The 14,792-nt window shown below is 37.2% G+C and carries 14 protein-coding genes; 7 read left to right on the forward strand and 7 right to left on the reverse strand.

All coding sequences use genetic code 11. The annotated features are described in order from the left end of the window. Positions 1-115: 115 nt before the first annotated feature. Together MM213_RS17600 and MM213_RS17605 are read left to right on the forward strand one after the other, a co-directional pair. Positions 116-1,477 (forward strand): hypothetical protein, encoded by a 1,362-nt coding sequence (locus MM213_RS17600; protein WP_241414211.1) that lies wholly within the window; start codon positions 116-118, stop codon positions 1,475-1,477. A 110-nt stretch (positions 1,478-1,587) separates the two neighbouring features. Further along, on the forward strand, positions 1,588-3,078 hold the full coding sequence (locus MM213_RS17605; RefSeq protein WP_241414212.1) for an OmpP1/FadL family transporter: 1,491 nt from the start codon (positions 1,588-1,590) through the stop codon (positions 3,076-3,078). Here MM213_RS17605 and MM213_RS17610 read toward each other — a convergent pair. Genes MM213_RS17610 through MM213_RS17620 form a run of 3 tightly spaced genes read right to left on the reverse strand, consistent with a single transcriptional unit; the run spans position 3,068 to position 5,240 of the window. Next, a complete protein-coding gene (locus MM213_RS17610; protein ID WP_241414213.1) occupies positions 3,068-3,598 on the reverse strand; it encodes a shikimate kinase in 531 nt (176 codons plus the stop codon). The genes MM213_RS17605 and MM213_RS17610 overlap by 11 nt on opposite strands. Positions 3,599-3,607: 9 nt before the next feature. Further along, positions 3,608-4,702 (reverse strand): BT_3928 family protein, encoded by a 1,095-nt coding sequence (locus MM213_RS17615; protein ID WP_241414214.1) that lies wholly within the window; start codon positions 4,700-4,702, stop codon positions 3,608-3,610. After that, on the reverse strand, positions 4,695-5,240 hold the full coding sequence (locus MM213_RS17620; RefSeq protein WP_241414215.1) for a DUF1599 domain-containing protein: 546 nt from the start codon (positions 5,238-5,240) through the stop codon (positions 4,695-4,697). The genes MM213_RS17615 and MM213_RS17620 overlap by 8 nt, the downstream gene beginning before the upstream one ends. A gap of 14 nt (positions 5,241-5,254) precedes the next feature. Between MM213_RS17620 and folP the strand changes: the two genes are divergently transcribed. Continuing rightward, on the forward strand, positions 5,255-6,139 hold the full coding sequence (gene folP / locus MM213_RS17625) for a dihydropteroate synthase (RefSeq protein WP_241414216.1): 885 nt from the start codon (positions 5,255-5,257) through the stop codon (positions 6,137-6,139). After that, the gene (cdaA, locus tag MM213_RS17630; protein WP_241276020.1) at positions 6,136-7,008 is read left to right on the forward strand and encodes a diadenylate cyclase CdaA; all 873 of its coding nucleotides are present in this window, start codon (positions 6,136-6,138) and stop codon (positions 7,006-7,008) included. Before folP ends, cdaA begins: the two co-directional genes overlap by 4 nt. A 673-nt stretch (positions 7,009-7,681) precedes the next feature. On the opposite strand, the gene kbl is transcribed toward cdaA, so the two are convergent. After that, positions 7,682-8,878, reverse strand: coding sequence for a glycine C-acetyltransferase (gene kbl / locus MM213_RS17635; RefSeq protein ID WP_241414217.1), 1,197 nt, complete (start codon positions 8,876-8,878; stop codon positions 7,682-7,684). Between the two features lie 149 nt (positions 8,879-9,027). On the opposite strand from kbl, the gene MM213_RS17640 reads away from it, so the two are divergent. Beyond that, entirely contained in the window at positions 9,028-9,981 is a 954-nt protein-coding gene (locus tag MM213_RS17640) for an NAD-dependent epimerase/dehydratase family protein (RefSeq protein ID WP_241414218.1), read from the forward strand. Positions 9,982-10,057: 76 nt separating this feature from the next. On the opposite strand, the gene MM213_RS17645 is transcribed toward MM213_RS17640, so the two are convergent. Further along, complete coding sequence (locus MM213_RS17645; RefSeq protein ID WP_241414219.1) at positions 10,058-11,989, reverse strand: T9SS type A sorting domain-containing protein; 1,932 nt, start codon at positions 11,987-11,989, stop codon at positions 10,058-10,060. Between the two features lie 105 nt (positions 11,990-12,094). Continuing rightward, a complete protein-coding gene (locus tag MM213_RS17650) occupies positions 12,095-12,313 on the reverse strand; it encodes a hypothetical protein (protein ID WP_241414220.1) in 219 nt (72 codons plus the stop codon). Between the two features lie 59 nt (positions 12,314-12,372). Here MM213_RS17650 and MM213_RS17655 point away from each other — a divergent pair, with 59 nt between their 5' ends. Next, positions 12,373-13,209 carry a hypothetical protein gene (locus MM213_RS17655; protein WP_241414221.1) on the forward strand — a complete coding sequence of 279 codons (837 nt, stop codon included), beginning with the start codon at positions 12,373-12,375 and terminating at the stop codon, positions 13,207-13,209. A gap of 25 nt (positions 13,210-13,234) precedes the next feature. Then, a complete protein-coding gene (locus tag MM213_RS17660) occupies positions 13,235-13,996 on the forward strand; it encodes a hypothetical protein (RefSeq protein WP_241414222.1) in 762 nt (253 codons plus the stop codon). Between the two features lie 338 nt (positions 13,997-14,334). On the opposite strand, the gene MM213_RS17665 is transcribed toward MM213_RS17660, so the two are convergent. After that, positions 14,335-14,685: a Spx/MgsR family RNA polymerase-binding regulatory protein gene (locus tag MM213_RS17665; protein ID WP_255807019.1), complete on the reverse strand. Its 351-nt coding sequence runs from the start codon at positions 14,683-14,685 to the stop codon at positions 14,335-14,337. Positions 14,686-14,792: the final 107 nt, after the last annotated feature.

The following is a 14,792-nucleotide window of genomic DNA, read 5'->3' on the forward strand; positions in this document are numbered from 1 at the left end:
TCAAAATTCTATTTATATTCGTTTTTACTTTCGGGGGCAAATATAAATTAAATAATGATAACCCTCTTAGATATAACACGTATAATAGTGTTGGAGACTGTAAACAACAATTAAAATGAAACGATTAAACAATTTCTTAACTCTCGGAGCTGGCGTGATTGTCCTGCTATCGTCTTGTAGCACAAGCTATAATGCAATGCAAGGCGAAACAGATGATCTGTATTTCATGGCTTCGGATGCTCAAGTGGCAACAGAGTTCGCTGTAAACAACAACAACCCAAATAATTTTCAATCACTCAACAATACGACTTCTGAACAATTCGAACAAGAGAATTTTTCAGCGAGAAATGTTAACCCTGAATATATCGCAAGATATCAATCAGAAACCAATACAGGTGATGATGGGTCCGTTTACTTTGATGATAATCAAGTAGCTGAAAACAACCCGAATATAAACGTATATAATAACTACTATAGTAATGCTGGAAACAATTTTAATTCCGGCTTCGGTGGACCATTTTTCAACCCAATGATGATGGGAGGATTTTCTCCTTGGGGCATGGGCATGGGTGGATTTTCTCCATGGGGCATGGGTGGATTTTATGATCCATTCTGGGGCCCAGGTTTTGGCATGATGCCAGGATTCGGATTCAGACCAGGTTTCAACGTGTCTATTGGAATGGGATTTGGGTTCGGAAATCCATGGATGATGAGAAGAGGTTTTGGATGGGGCATGGGAGGATTTTATGATCCATTCTTTGATCCGTTCTTCCCTAGATTCGGAATGATGGGAATGGGCTGGGGCGGAGGCTTTGGCTACGGAGGATTTGGAAGACCAATCTATGTAATACCAGGTGGTGAATTCAACAACAGGCAAATTGTAAGAGGTGCTCGACCTTCAAGAGGTTCTTCACTAGCCAACTCTGGAACAAGATCGAACAATGTGGCAAGTCCAAGTACTTCAAGAGCCGCAGCCAGAAGAGATGCTACAGCAGGTAGTAGATCTTTGACTTCTACACCTTCAACCAGAAATGGCAGAACGGACTTTAGATCCTCTCAAAACGATTACTACAATAGCTCACGTAGTAGAACTGGTACTACTACCAGATCGGCTGCTCCTACAAGCAGAAACGTAAGTTCGCCTGCTACAGATCGTGGAGCAAGCAGAGTAGGTACTAGAAGTGCCGCTCCTTCTTACAGAAATACAGCTCCAACAAATAGAAATACTAGATCTACTGTAAATACGGCTCCTTCTAGGTCGTCTTCGCCAAGTTATAACAGAAGCTCTAGCCCATCATATAACAGTCGTACAACTACTCCTTCTAGAAGCACTTATTCTACGCCAAGCAGAACAAGTACACCAACTAGAAGCACACCTTCATATTCAGCACCAAGCAGAAGCTCTGGTGGTAGTGTAGGTGGCGGAAGCCGCAGCAGCGGTGGCGGAGGTTCATCACGAGGAGGAAGGGGGAATTAATCCCCCTTTTTTTTATTTTTTTCTATCTTTTTATCAATTCATTCGTTAGATAACATATTGAGCATACAATTTGTGTCTGATGCTCCAAATGCAAAATCAAATTTAATTCTATGATTTCTATCAAAAAGTTAATACTTGGCTTCTTGGCTACAGGCCTGATCCTTTCGGAATCTTATGCACAGACATCTTATTTTGAAGATGCTTTGAGATTTAGTCAATTCAATTCAACAGGATCTGCTAGAATCGGTGCAATAGGCGGAGCACAAATGTCGCTTGGAGGTGATATATCCAATGTTCATGGTAATGCTGCTGGTCTGGGATTCTTCAGAAGATCTGAATTCTCAATCTCCCCATCATTTGGCACATGGAATTCCGAATCAAATTTCTTGGGACAATTTCAAGATGATCGTACTCCAAACTTTAGCATCCCTAACCTAGGAGTGGTAATCAGCAGGCCAAAAGGAGAGTTACAACCTGGGAGCTTCAGAGGAGGTTCTTTTGGAATAAGTTTTAATAGAACTGCGAATTTCAATAGCCAATTCGGATACTTTTCAAACCTAAGAAGCAACAATTCGCTACTTGATTTTTATATCAATCAGTATACTAGTTTTGGAGAACCTCCAGTTGGTGCGACAGACGGTTTAGTTCTGGATATAGAATTGGTACAAGGCAATCCTGCTTCAGGATATGTAAAAGATCCTGAATATGTATTTGGAAATCCTTTTAGCAACGAAACAGTAATTACTGAAGGAGGTATTAATCAAACATCATTCTCTTACGGTGCAAATTTCAATAACAAAATCTTTATCGGAGCAGGCTTGGGTATTTCGTCAGTAAACTTTTTCCAAAATAGGATTTATGAGGAAGAGTTCTTAGATCCAAGTAATGTAACATCTTTAATTTACTCTATTGAAGATAACACAAGGATCAATGGATTTGGTGCTAATATCAATTTTGGTATCATTTATAAACCGATCGAAACTGTTAATTTGGGGTTCAACTTTAAAAGCCCTACATGGTATAGGTTAAATAAAGAAACTGATGCAAATATCATCGGTGATTTTTTCACTACAACAGGACAAGTTGAATTCACTGAGAGATCAGACAGTGACCTATTCATCAACACAACGACACTAAGCACGCCTCTAACACTTAGCGCAGGAGCTACTTTCTTTGTTGGAAAGAATGGATTTATCTCAGCTGATGTTGACTACCTAGATTATAGTCAAAACAGAATCAGTTCAAGAGACTTTGATACTTCTTTCGAAAACTCCGATATCCGAAATGCTCTTGGTTCGACTTTCAACTATAGAATAGGTGGGGAATACAGAGTAAACATCTGGAGACTACGAGGAGGTTATGGATTCTACGGCAATCCTTTAGTGGATGAATCCTTTGACAGAACAACGCAACAGATTACTGGAGGTGTTGGAGTGAAGCTTAAAAATATGTATGTTGATTTTGCATTGATCAATACCCAATTCAACACTTTGTATAACTCATATGCGATTTTCAATAATAGCGGACAAAATGTAGGGCCATTTACTGAAACTAAAAACAATTTGACTCAGGGGATGCTAACTTTGGGTTTTAATTTCTAAAGTAAGTTAAAAGTTCAGATACCAAAAGCTCAGTAGAGATATCCTCTCCACTGAGCTTTATTTTTGCCAGATCATAGTACTCTTCTCTCACTGCCAAAAGGTCTTTAAGTTTTAAGGTAATTTCGCCACTGGAAAGTCCCGAAAACATTGGTCTATCACCACCGGAATCTTTTGAAAGCCTTTTGAATATTTCATTGACAGGTACATCAAGGTATACCGAAATACCCTTTTCATTGATTATACTCATATTATCGTTGAAACATGGGGTACCTCCTCCTGTTGAAAGTACAAAGCCCTCTACAAAATCAAGAGCCTTATTCAAGTACTTTGTTTCTATTTCCCTAAAAGCTCCTTCTCCTTCATTCGAGAAAATATCCTTAATCTCTCTCCCTTCTTCTTTTTCTATCAAATGATCTAGATCTACAAATACAAAGTTCAACTCCTTTGCAAGCTTTCTTCCAAAAGTTGATTTGCCAGACCCAGGCATTCCTACCAAAACTATTTTCAACGGTTTTCTCATGACTCAATGCTAAAATAATCCTATTACAGTTTCAGCTTTTGGCGTATTTCTGAAATGATATTTTTTTAACACCACCCCATCCTTGAGTAGCATTATCCCTGGATTTGACCTCATGATTGTCTTTACTACTGTAGCATCGGCTTGATAGCTATCCATTTCCCAGCCTCTTTGGGCTAAGAATGTGCTTATCTCCTCCTCTGATGATGCTGCTACAAATACTGTTTCAATATTTGAATTTTTCAATCCTTTTACCAAATCGTCAATTTCCTCCAAGTGACTTGTCCCAATTTTTGACAAATAGGTAACCAAAATGACTGCCTTGTTTCCAGACAAAATCTCATCCGTAAAATCACCGTCCTCATTCCAAACAGCAAAATCAGAGATTTTCGGCAGCGCATCTTCATTCTTGAGTTTCATATCCACAAACTCATAACTCTCATCTGAAGGATACTGATCGAAAACGAACTCTTCACCATCTTTAGTCATGATATAACTATATTCAAGAGGTGCTGATGGCTGCATTCCCACAGGAATATTGACACCCTCTTTGTAAGCCCTAAAATCTATAAATGGTAAATTTCTTATTGCTGTTATTGCTAATACCAAAGAAAAAACCAATGACAGCCTCGCAGTCCATAGGGCCCATGATTGCTGATTGCTCTTGAGTTGGTTTTTAAAGAAAAACAATACCGCTATCAGCAAGAGTAAGATAATGTCTTTATAAAAAGACTCCCAAGGAGTTAATTTGATCGCATCTCCAAAGCATCCGCAATCTGTGACTTTATCAAAATATGCTGAATAAAATGTCAAGAATGTGAAGAACAAAATCATCAATCCCAATGCCCAGACGGTAAACTTTAACCTCACTCCCAAAATCAACATGACACCAAGCACTACTTCAGCAACCACCATTACCACACCAATCTCTAAAGCAAAAGCTTTGAAATATTCAAAAAACGGGGCTATGTCGTAAGAAAATACATCAAAGTACTCTTCCAATTTGATCGCAGTCCCTACAGGGTCGTTGACTTTTATTAATCCTGAGAAAATAAATAATCCACCGACTATAAGTCTGATTATGTATAAAATTATATTTTTAAGCATGATGACCTAGTTTGATAAGACAGAAAACTGCATAATTGATCATGTCTTGGTAGTTAGCTTCAATACCTTCAGACACGATGGTTTTGCCTTGATTGTCTTCAATTTGTTTGACACGGTATAATTTCATCAGGATAATATCGGTGATGGAAGACACCCTCATATCCCTCCAAGCTTCGCCATAGTCATGGTTTTTATTTTCCAAAAGACTTCTTGTCGCATTTGCCCAATGGTCATATAAAGGCTCCAGTTCCTCTACTCCCAATTCCAACCGATCATCGTCTTGCAAAGAAATCTGAATAAGAGCCATAATGCAATAATTGATGATCCCTACAAATTCATCTGAAATAGGGTCATTTACTTTTTGGTTACCTTTTTCCTGAATCGATCTTACACGTTGTGCTTTGATAAAAATCTGGTCAGTAATAGAAGGCAATCTCAAAATCCTCCATGCTGTACCATAGTCAATTGTTTTCTTCTTAAAAAGTTCTTTACAAAGGTGGATAACTTGATTATATTCGCTGACAGTTTGCGTTTTCAAAGCAATTTAGTTTAATGGACAATATTTTAAATGCTACTTCGGGGATCGAAGATAAATTATTTCCCTCAAAAATAACACTTCGAAGTAAAGGAAAGCTACTTTTAATAGAAAGACCTTGGGTAATGGGGATTTTGAACATTACACCTGATTCATTTTTTGAAGGAAGTAGGCTTGGTAAAGATGAGGATAAAATATTGAAAAATGCAGCGGCGATGATATCGGATGGAGCCAACATTCTAGATATCGGTGGATACAGCAGCAGACCCGGTGCTCAAGAAGTCTCTCTTGCGGAAGAAATGGACAGGGTGATTGGTGCCATAGAGACTATAAAAAAAGTGTTTCCGGAAATTTTGATTTCAGTAGATACATTTCGATCAGAAGTCGCAAAAAAATCCGTCCAAAGTGGTGCAGATTTCGTTAATGACATATCAGCTGGCACTTTGGATCCTCAAATGATCCCTGTTGTCGGAAATCTTGATGTGCCTTACATTGCCATGCACATGAGGGGAAATCCAAGTAATATGCAAGGTCAGACGAATTATGAAGACATTCTTTTGGAACTTTTGAAATATTTTTCTGAAAAAATGAACGAATGTAAAGAAGCTGGCATTAAAGATGTAATAATTGATCCGGGATTTGGTTTTGCGAAAACTCTTGAACAAAATTATTGGATTCTCAAAAATTTATCTTATTTTAAGACTATTCAAGCACCCCTTTTAGTAGGATTATCTAGAAAGTCCATGATTTATAAAAAACTTGAGACGACTGCTGAAAATGCGCTCAATGGAACTACCGCCTTAAACATGGCCGCATTGATCAATGGAGCAAATATATTACGAGTGCATGATGTCAAAGAAGCAATAGAAACAGTCAAATTATATAAACAACTATACCCTTGAATTTACTTTTCAAAATAGGATTTTTAGAAATCTCCATCGTCAATATCATTGATATTACGTTAGTGAGCCTATTATTGTATCAAGTTTACAAACTTCTGAGAGGAAGCGTAGCAATCAAGATTTTCTTGGGATTTTTATCTATCTACCTGGTGTACTTGATGGTAAGTGCATTCAGAATGGAATTGCTATCTATTATTTTGGGGCAGTTTATGGGTGTGGGTGTTATTGCAGCCATCATTATTTTCGCACCAGAAATCAGAAAGTTTTTGCTAATCATCGGAAGGTCATCAATCTTATCAAATGAAAATGTTTGGCAAGAATTGCTTTTCTGGAGAAAAAGAGAAACACAAGCTTTCAACATCAACCCAATCCTCGAAGCCTCAAAATCACTTTCTGGAACAAATATGGGAGCATTGATGGTCATTTCAAGAAATTCCGAATTGAAATTTTATGCAGAAAGTGGCGACATCATCGATGCAATTATCTCCAAAAGGTTACTGATTTCAATTTTCAACAAGTATAGCCCATTGCATGATGGAGCTGTGATAATCTACAACGGAAAAGTAAAAGCGGCAAGATGTATTTTACCCGTGACTGAACGTGATGTTCCTGCGCAGTTTGGTCTGCGACATAGAGCTGCAATCGGAATGTCGGAAGCCACAGATACGCTGATTTTAATTGTATCAGAAGAAACTGGTCAAATTTCATTGGCAAAAAATGGAAAGATCCTCCACAACCTTTCTTTTCAGGAAGTTAGGGAGTTCATCAATGATTATCTTACAGGAGTGGATATTGATGAAAAATTTGAACCAATCACAATCTATGAAAGAAACAGGTACCGAGGTAGCCGATCAGCTTCCACATCATGATATATTTGGGGTCTTTCAAGTTGAGAAAAAAATATTCAATCATTCTGTGAAAAGTATAAAGTGAAAGGTCAAGGGAAATAAATCTCTTGACCTTTCTGTTTTAAATTAAATCCCGAAATTACTTGACATATCCGTCATTTTACTGAAGAAAATTTAGCCTAAAAGGGTTGAATGAACTGTGATGGCTTAACCATTTAATTCACCCCGAATTGCATAAGGGCTTAAGCAAGGGTTTTAACCTCTTTAGCGCACACTGCAATTGTTTGACATATTTTTCAATTGATTTAAACATTTCCAAAAGTCTTTCAATTGCCTCCCGATAAGGATGCGGGACAGGCTTTTCAGGGCAAAATCAACAACTCTCTAGCCTTTACATAGGGTTAGAAACCCTATGTTTAAATCTTATGCCCTGTCAGGGCATGATGCTTGTCTCTTCTGAAAATAGTTAGCACTTTCTCTTTCAATTAGAGGAGTTCAACCCACTTCGGGGTTGTTAGATATCGTCACCAACTTTGATCCCCGCGTAGCAACCCGGGGTTATTCAAAGTTTAACCCTGCCTGCAGCAGGCAAGCACTTCGTGGTTTTTATCTTCTTGCATTTTGCTCTATCTCGCTTCTCGTCTCTCTGACTCTTACGTCTTAGCTCTTGTATTTTAATTCTTGTGCCTAGTGTCTATTTAATCACTCCAAGCTCTTTTCCTACTTCAATGAATGCATTGATAGCTGTATCTAAATGCGCTTTATCATGACCTGCTGAGATTTGAACACGGATTCTGGCTTGTCCTTTTGGAACTACAGGATAGTAGAATCCAATGACGTAAATTCCTTTTTCCAATAGCTTCTCTGCCATCTTTTGAGACAACACTGCTTCATAAAGCATAATGGGTACGATAGGATGCTCGCCTGGCTTGATATCAAAACCAGCAGCTGTCATTTTCTCCCTGAAGTATTTTGTGTTTTCCTCCAACTTATCCCTCAATTCGGTCGTCTCCGATAATAGATCAAACACTGCAATTGAAGCTCCTGTAATCGATGGGGCCAAAGTATTAGAAAACAAATAAGGACGTGATCTTTGTCTTAAAATCTCTATAATTTCCTTTTTCCCTGACGTAAATCCTCCTGATGCACCACCCAGCGCTTTTCCCAAAGTACCGGTGATAATATCCATCTTTCCCATCACCCCTTTCAACTCATGAACTCCCCTGCCTGTTTTGCCCATAAATCCTGTTGAGTGGCACTCATCTGACATCACAAGGGCATTGTATTTTTCAGCTAATTCTACGATTTTATCCAATTGGGCGATGGTACCATCCATTGAGAACACGCCATCTGTTACGATGATCTTGCTCTTTGCTCCTTTGGCATCGGCATCTTGCAATTGCTTTTCCAAATCCTGCATGTCATTGTGCTGATACCTGAAACGCATCGCTTTGCAAAGTCTCACTCCATCAATAATGGAAGCATGGTTCAATGCATCAGAAATAATCGCATCTTCAGGTCCCAGAATAGGTTCAAAAACACCACCATTGGCATCAAAAGCTGCTGCATATAAAATTGTATCCTCAGTACCGAGAAATTTGGATATCTTTTCCTCCAACTCTTTATGTATATCTTGCGTTCCGCAAATGAAGCGTACAGATGACAAGCCAAAACCATGGGTATCAATAGCTGCCTTTGCTGCTTCAATCACTCTTGGATGTGACGACAACCCAAGATAATTGTTGGCACAAAAATTCAAAACTTTCTGTCCTCCTTGGATTGTGATTTCAGCTGACTGTGGTGAGGTGATTATTCTTTCCTTTTTGAACAATCCTGCCTCTTCTATTTCTTTTAACTCTTTTTCCAACTTGGGTTTAAGGGTATCAAACATAATATTTTGTTTTAAACATGAAATGTATGTGACATCAAATGGAATAAAATAAGAATCCTAAAATGAATTCATTATTTTTGTCTCAATCAATACCCAAATATATCAAAACCATCAGGGTCTAAAAAACCAAAGAGATCGAAAGTTTAAAAATGGAGAGAATTCTTATCATTGGAGCCGCAGGACAACTCGGTTCTGAATTAACACTTGCCCTTACTTCTCAGTATGGAGGAGAAAACGTCATCGCTACGGATATCAATCCCAAAGCTTTGGAAAAATTTGATTACTGCAAAACTGCTGTCCTTGACATCATGGACCATGACGCTACGAGACAGCTTGTCAAAAATGAAAATGTAAAGCAGATCTATCACCTTGCTGCAGTTTTATCAGCCACAGGAGAGAAAAACCCGCTTTTTGCTTGGGGATTGAATATGGATAGTTTGCTTTTTATACTTGAATTGGCGAAGCAAGAAAAGCTTGACAAAATATATTGGCCCTCCTCGATTGCTGTATTCGGACCAAATACGCCTAAAGTAAATACACCTCAATATTGTGTCAAAGAACCAAATACAGTCTATGGGATTTCTAAACAAGCAGGAGAAAGATGGTGTGAATATTATTTCCAAAAATTCGGAGTTGATGTAAGGAGCTTGAGATATCCTGGCTTGATAGGTTACAAATCCTTACCTGGTGGTGGCACCACAGATTATGCCGTTGACATTTATCACAAAGCCATAGCAGGAGAACACTTTATCTCTTTCCTTCGCGAGGACAGCTTTCTACCTATGATGTACATGCCCGATGCTATCAAAGGCACCTTGGATTTGATGCATGCACCCAAAGAGCAAGTCAAAATCAGATCAAGTTATAATTTGTCGGCAATAAGCTTTTCTCCAAAAGAAATTTATGAAAGCATCAAAATCCATCACCCAGATTTCAGGATCTCATATGAGCCTGATTTCAGACAAGCAATTGCTGATAGTTGGCCGGACAGCATAGATGATACAAGGGCAAGGGAAGATTGGGGATGGAAGCATGAATATGACCTTAAAAAAATGACTGAAGATATTCTAAGCAATCTGCCAGCGTATTTGGTGAATTTTTAGAAAAAGGGGGATAAAGCTAAGCTTTATCCCCCTTTTTCTAAAAATTTTGATTATATGGTGTTTTGCTACAAATCATTTATTTTTCTATTCTGATTTGTTTTCGAATAATGCCTTCTTGATGAATTATATGAAGGTAATAAAATCCATATTTAAATTTCCGAACATCAATAATGGTTTTCTTTTCGGAAGTTACCACAGAATGAACTTCATTGCCAGATGCATCAAACAGCTTTAGTTCTATCTTCCCGTTTTTGGAATATTTACTTTCCGGATTTTCCGACCGATTGATTTCAATATTGAGTACATCGGAAGAGGGGTTTGGGTATACCTTGTAATTACTGAGATATCCATAACATTGTTCTGACCTAAATGCAAAATCTTTGAAATCGCTTCCACAATCATTCTGAGTTGTCAGCCTAAATATTACTTCTTGACCATAGTCCCAGAAATCAAAATAAATTGTCGCCAAATCATCACTGAATGTTGCATAATAAGTAAGACTAGGGTCCGAAACATGAAGAATCTGAAGATTATGAAAGTTAGAAATACCAGCTTCAATTGGTATTTCTGCACTAACTGGTGTATACAAATCACATACCACGTTGTTAATAATCGAAAAATAGGGCTGGGTGGGTTGGGTGTTATTATTATAGGAATAGGTTCCCATATTTATTTTTGGAGAACCTACAGTTATATTTTTAGAAACGTACCACGATTCCCCATTTTGAGTAAAGGTAAAAGTCAAAGTCCCCGTTCCTGAAGAGGAAGCTGTGGCAGGGCTTAAATTGGCTATCTTTCCAGTTCCTGTACTATTGGAAAATAAGTTTGAAGGAGTTGCGGTCCAAGTTATCGTGGCATCTAATGGGCTATTTAAGACCGTGTAACTATTAGCACTACATAATTGATCGGATCCGGATATTTCACTAAATATTTTTGGCCCAGCCTGATTTGTTATAGTATTCATTGCTACTATACCTTCATCGTCTGGATCAAGATATTGTTGAAATTCGTGCCAAGCCATACTAATTCTACTATATCTCCCATCACCATCTGTTTCTTCACATGCACCTTCCAAAAGTCCATAAGCACCAATATTTGCTCCAATCAACCTAAGTTGATCATCAAGAAGAGGGCTTCCTGAACTTAAAGTTTGTAAAGCACCATCTTGCATTGTAACTCTCCATGCAAAATATTGATTGTTTGTCTGATTATCTTTAGTAGGAACTCCCCCAGCAATATATTTCTGAACATCTCCTCGGGGATGATGAATTCCTAAAGTTGATAAAATTGGGTGATCAATGATACTCCAACCTAAATAGGAAACTGGATTATTTGAAAATACAGGGCTAGTGAAGGGATTTTCATTCAATTCAAGTAATCTCAAATCCACATTACCTGTTAAATTTGGATTACTTAAAGCAGTAGCACCATATGCGACGATATTTTCTGGTCCCTGTGTAGTAGGATTACAACTTGAACTTTTATAATGAAACATGAACTGTAAATCCTCAATCATGTAACCTGCGTAAGTATGAATTGGGGTGAGTACAATTGGCTTTTTATCCTGTTTACCATTATTAAGGAGCACTCCTGATCCATAAGATAAAACATCATTACTAAACTCACTTTGATATAAAATTAGCGCAATCCCTTTTGACGCAAGATCAAGAGACGGCCAGCAAATAATATTCGAATTGCAAGGAGCCGAACACCCAAAACCTAAACAAGATTCAGATTGAAGACTCTTGTATTCATAGTTGTTTACACCAAACATATCAACAATTCCATGGGAAACTTTCGAAATAAGGATGTTACTTTGATACTTTTCTTCTATTGGCTCAATCAAGATGACACGTATTTTCTCTCCTGGCATTGGTGGTGTTATAAAATTTTCACTTTTATTAATCGATTCCGCAGTCAAGGGTCCCTGAAGATAATTTTCTTTATCATTTACAATGTAAACCTTAGCATTTCTGCTTAAATCAATTTTTTCAAACAGAACACTCAAAATATTTGCACCTTTAGAAGTTATTTCTACTTCAAAATAGCAATTTTTATCGTCACAATTAATTTCTAACTCCTTAAAATTAATCTTTAATGTTGTGAACTTAGCTTATATAGCTGGAGCCAAATCCTGTTTCTCTGTTAAAATTTCCTGTTCTAATTCTTTATTGATTTTTGCCTTGTTCTCAAATCGTAATTCAAAATGATTATTATTTGAAACCATCCTTTTAGTAGGTATTTCACTTGAGGTAACTTGACCCGTTTTTATTTGAGAAAACACAGAAGAATACAATAAAAAAGAACTGAGTAAAAGTGTAATTTTTCTCATAACATTTTGTGATTTAATTAATTATAATCTAAATTAGTAAAAAATTCGTTTATTCAAATATGAGTTCGGTAAAAAAAATATCACTGATTCTGGTTCTTGGTTTGTTGTCATGTACGGATTCCGAAATCATGGAATCTCTTGAAGATCAAAATGTTTGGTTGGGTGAAGTAATATCTATCTTACAGAGGGAGCTTTCAGAACCTGAGGGTAAGTTGAATCTTATCTATCACTATAGAGGTGAAGATGAATCATCTATGGTTAGTTATAGAAAAACTTTTTACGACCACGAAGAAAGAGAAATACTGGATCTAGGCTTTTCAGCTGAAAACGACACCATTGGAGCCCTCTTAACTTATTATAATCAAAAAGGAGAAATAATTGAACGAAAAGAATACCAATATCCGGATTGGCAACATTCACCTAATCTAAATGGAGGAGCGCTTGATAAATTGGAATGGCTCAGGACAGTTTATTTTAATTATGACACAGAGGGTAAATTGATTGAAAAAGAAACCTTGATGCCAAACTCGGAGCAAAAATCCAAGGTGATCTTCCACTACAATGATTTAAACCAATTGGTAGCAAAAGAATATTTTCAGAATAATGAATCAATTGACTGGCATGCCTATGAGCATGATGTCCATGGAGTGGTACACAAAGAAACTTGGAAATTTTCTAGATTTGAAGAGCCCTACAGAACTTATCTTTACCGTTATAATGAAAAAGATTTACTGACAGCCAAAGAAACGGGGGAATTGTACAATGCAGAATTGGAAAAGAAAGATGTTCATCAATATTTCTATGATAATATGGATAGGCTAATCGAGGAAAAGGAATATTATCCAAATATGGGATTTCAGCTTTTTTTCCGAAAAGCCTATAAATACCACGAATAATTAAGCTCATCTCAAAAAAATCGGCATGAAAACCTCCTATAAAATCTCAATTTATTTTATTTTGCTGACAACACTCTTGGGATGCCAAAATGAAGAGAGTCCAAACTCTATTAACACTACTGAACAACAAGAGCTTAAAGATATTTTGAATGGACCTTTGTTGACACCAAGTGGAAGTCTGGCCAGAGTTTACACATTTTCCGGAAATGAGGATAGCTTTCGAAATGTACAAAATCTGTATTATGATGAGGCTAGGAATAAAATTCTAACCGTCAATTTAAATCACCAAAATGACACCTTAGGAGCAAGTATCTTCTTTTATGACCTTCTTGGAAAGCTCGAAACCAAAAAATCATTTGAATATCATGACGGAGATTTTTCATGGACAGGAAATCTCAAAAGCACATTTGAGGCCAACGGCACGATTGAGAATGTCCATCTTGAGAGTCCTGACAATCCTTCACCCCAATTTAGATTAAGAAATGTCTTTGACACAGAAGGCTTCCTTCTCAAGACAGAGTTTTCTGACAACGAACGATTTGAATATACAAATGAAGGTAATCTCACAATAAGAAAAAACCATATAATTGGAGAGACCGTCTATTTGGAATACCAATACAGATACAATAGCGAAGGTCAGCTAGAAGCTAAAGAAACAAATTTACATGGAGGTGGTGACGCTTTCCAGTATTTTTATGATGCAACAGGCAAATTGAATGAAGAAAGAGAAAACTCTCCTCAATGGGGCTATACTGTTTTAACCCGAAAGATTTATGATTATTACTAAGCCTATCAGGAAAATAACTGTTGGAAATTTCAAAATGAGGAATCTTTCTAGGGCAGACTTTTTGGTCTGTGAGGACACAAACCAAGGCAACTTTTGGCCATAGGGAAAACAAACCAAGATGATTAAGTTTAAACTTCTAGGGGTTCTTGGCTATTATTGATCCCCCTGTTTAACCTATTAAAAACAGCCTTATCATAGCTTTTTTTTTTACATATCAGTCAGGTATACTTATCTCCTAAGACAGGAAGAATACCGATAAACAACAAAGCACACAGAAAAATGTGTGCTTTGTTGTTTTGCATCAACTGTTCGGTATAAAATATCTACTTTATCTAAGATCAAAATTGTTCCTTGATCTGCTCAGGCTCAAATCCCAACACAATTTCCCCATCGGGAAATTCTATAATGGGTCTTTTGATCATAGAGCTCTTTTCTGCTAAAACCACTAATGCAGATTTCTCAGATTCAAGTTTCTTTTTATCTTCATCTTCCAGCTTTCGGTAAGTGGTCCCTCGCTTGTTGATCAAAGCTTCATATCCTACTTTATCTGCAAACCTGACCAGAAGTGCTCCGTCCGGAGCATGCTTCTTATAATCTACAAACTCATATTCAATCCCTTCTGACTCCAAGAAATCAAAGGTTTTTTTCATTGTATTACAGTTTTTGATACCATATACTCTTACTTGCATGATTTTGTTGTTAAGATGTTAAATGTTAAAATCGTTAAGGGGTAATTGGGGAAATGGTTGATTGGGTTCATTAATTTAATTTTGTGAGATGGTAAAGACCAACATAA

It is taken from the genome of Belliella alkalica (assembly GCF_022549785.1).
Lineage (GTDB): Bacteria > Bacteroidota > Bacteroidia > Cytophagales > Cyclobacteriaceae > Belliella > Belliella alkalica.

Excerpts from the sequence above, each read along its gene's own strand:
- MM213_RS17600 (WP_241414211.1), top strand. The coding sequence starts at position 116 with ATGAAACGATTAAACAATTTCTTAACTCTCGGAGCTGGCGTGATTGTC.
- MM213_RS17605 (WP_241414212.1), top strand. The coding sequence starts at position 1,588 with ATGATTTCTATCAAAAAGTTAATACTTGGCTTCTTGGCTACAGGCCTG.
- MM213_RS17610 (WP_241414213.1), bottom strand. The coding sequence starts at position 3,598 with ATGAGAAAACCGTTGAAAATAGTTTTGGTAGGAATGCCTGGGTCTGGC.
- MM213_RS17615 (WP_241414214.1), bottom strand. The coding sequence starts at position 4,702 with ATGCTTAAAAATATAATTTTATACATAATCAGACTTATAGTCGGTGGA.
- folP (WP_241414216.1), top strand. The coding sequence starts at position 5,255 with ATGGACAATATTTTAAATGCTACTTCGGGGATCGAAGATAAATTATTT.
- kbl (WP_241414217.1), bottom strand. The coding sequence starts at position 8,878 with ATGTTTGATACCCTTAAACCCAAGTTGGAAAAAGAGTTAAAAGAAATA.
- MM213_RS17640 (WP_241414218.1), top strand. The coding sequence starts at position 9,028 with ATGGAGAGAATTCTTATCATTGGAGCCGCAGGACAACTCGGTTCTGAA.
- MM213_RS17650 (WP_241414220.1), bottom strand. The coding sequence starts at position 12,313 with ATGAGAAAAATTACACTTTTACTCAGTTCTTTTTTATTGTATTCTTCT.
- MM213_RS17655 (WP_241414221.1), top strand. The coding sequence starts at position 12,373 with ATGAGTTCGGTAAAAAAAATATCACTGATTCTGGTTCTTGGTTTGTTG.
- MM213_RS17660 (WP_241414222.1), top strand. The coding sequence starts at position 13,235 with ATGAAAACCTCCTATAAAATCTCAATTTATTTTATTTTGCTGACAACA.
- MM213_RS17665 (WP_255807019.1), bottom strand. The coding sequence starts at position 14,685 with ATGCAAGTAAGAGTATATGGTATCAAAAACTGTAATACAATGAAAAAA.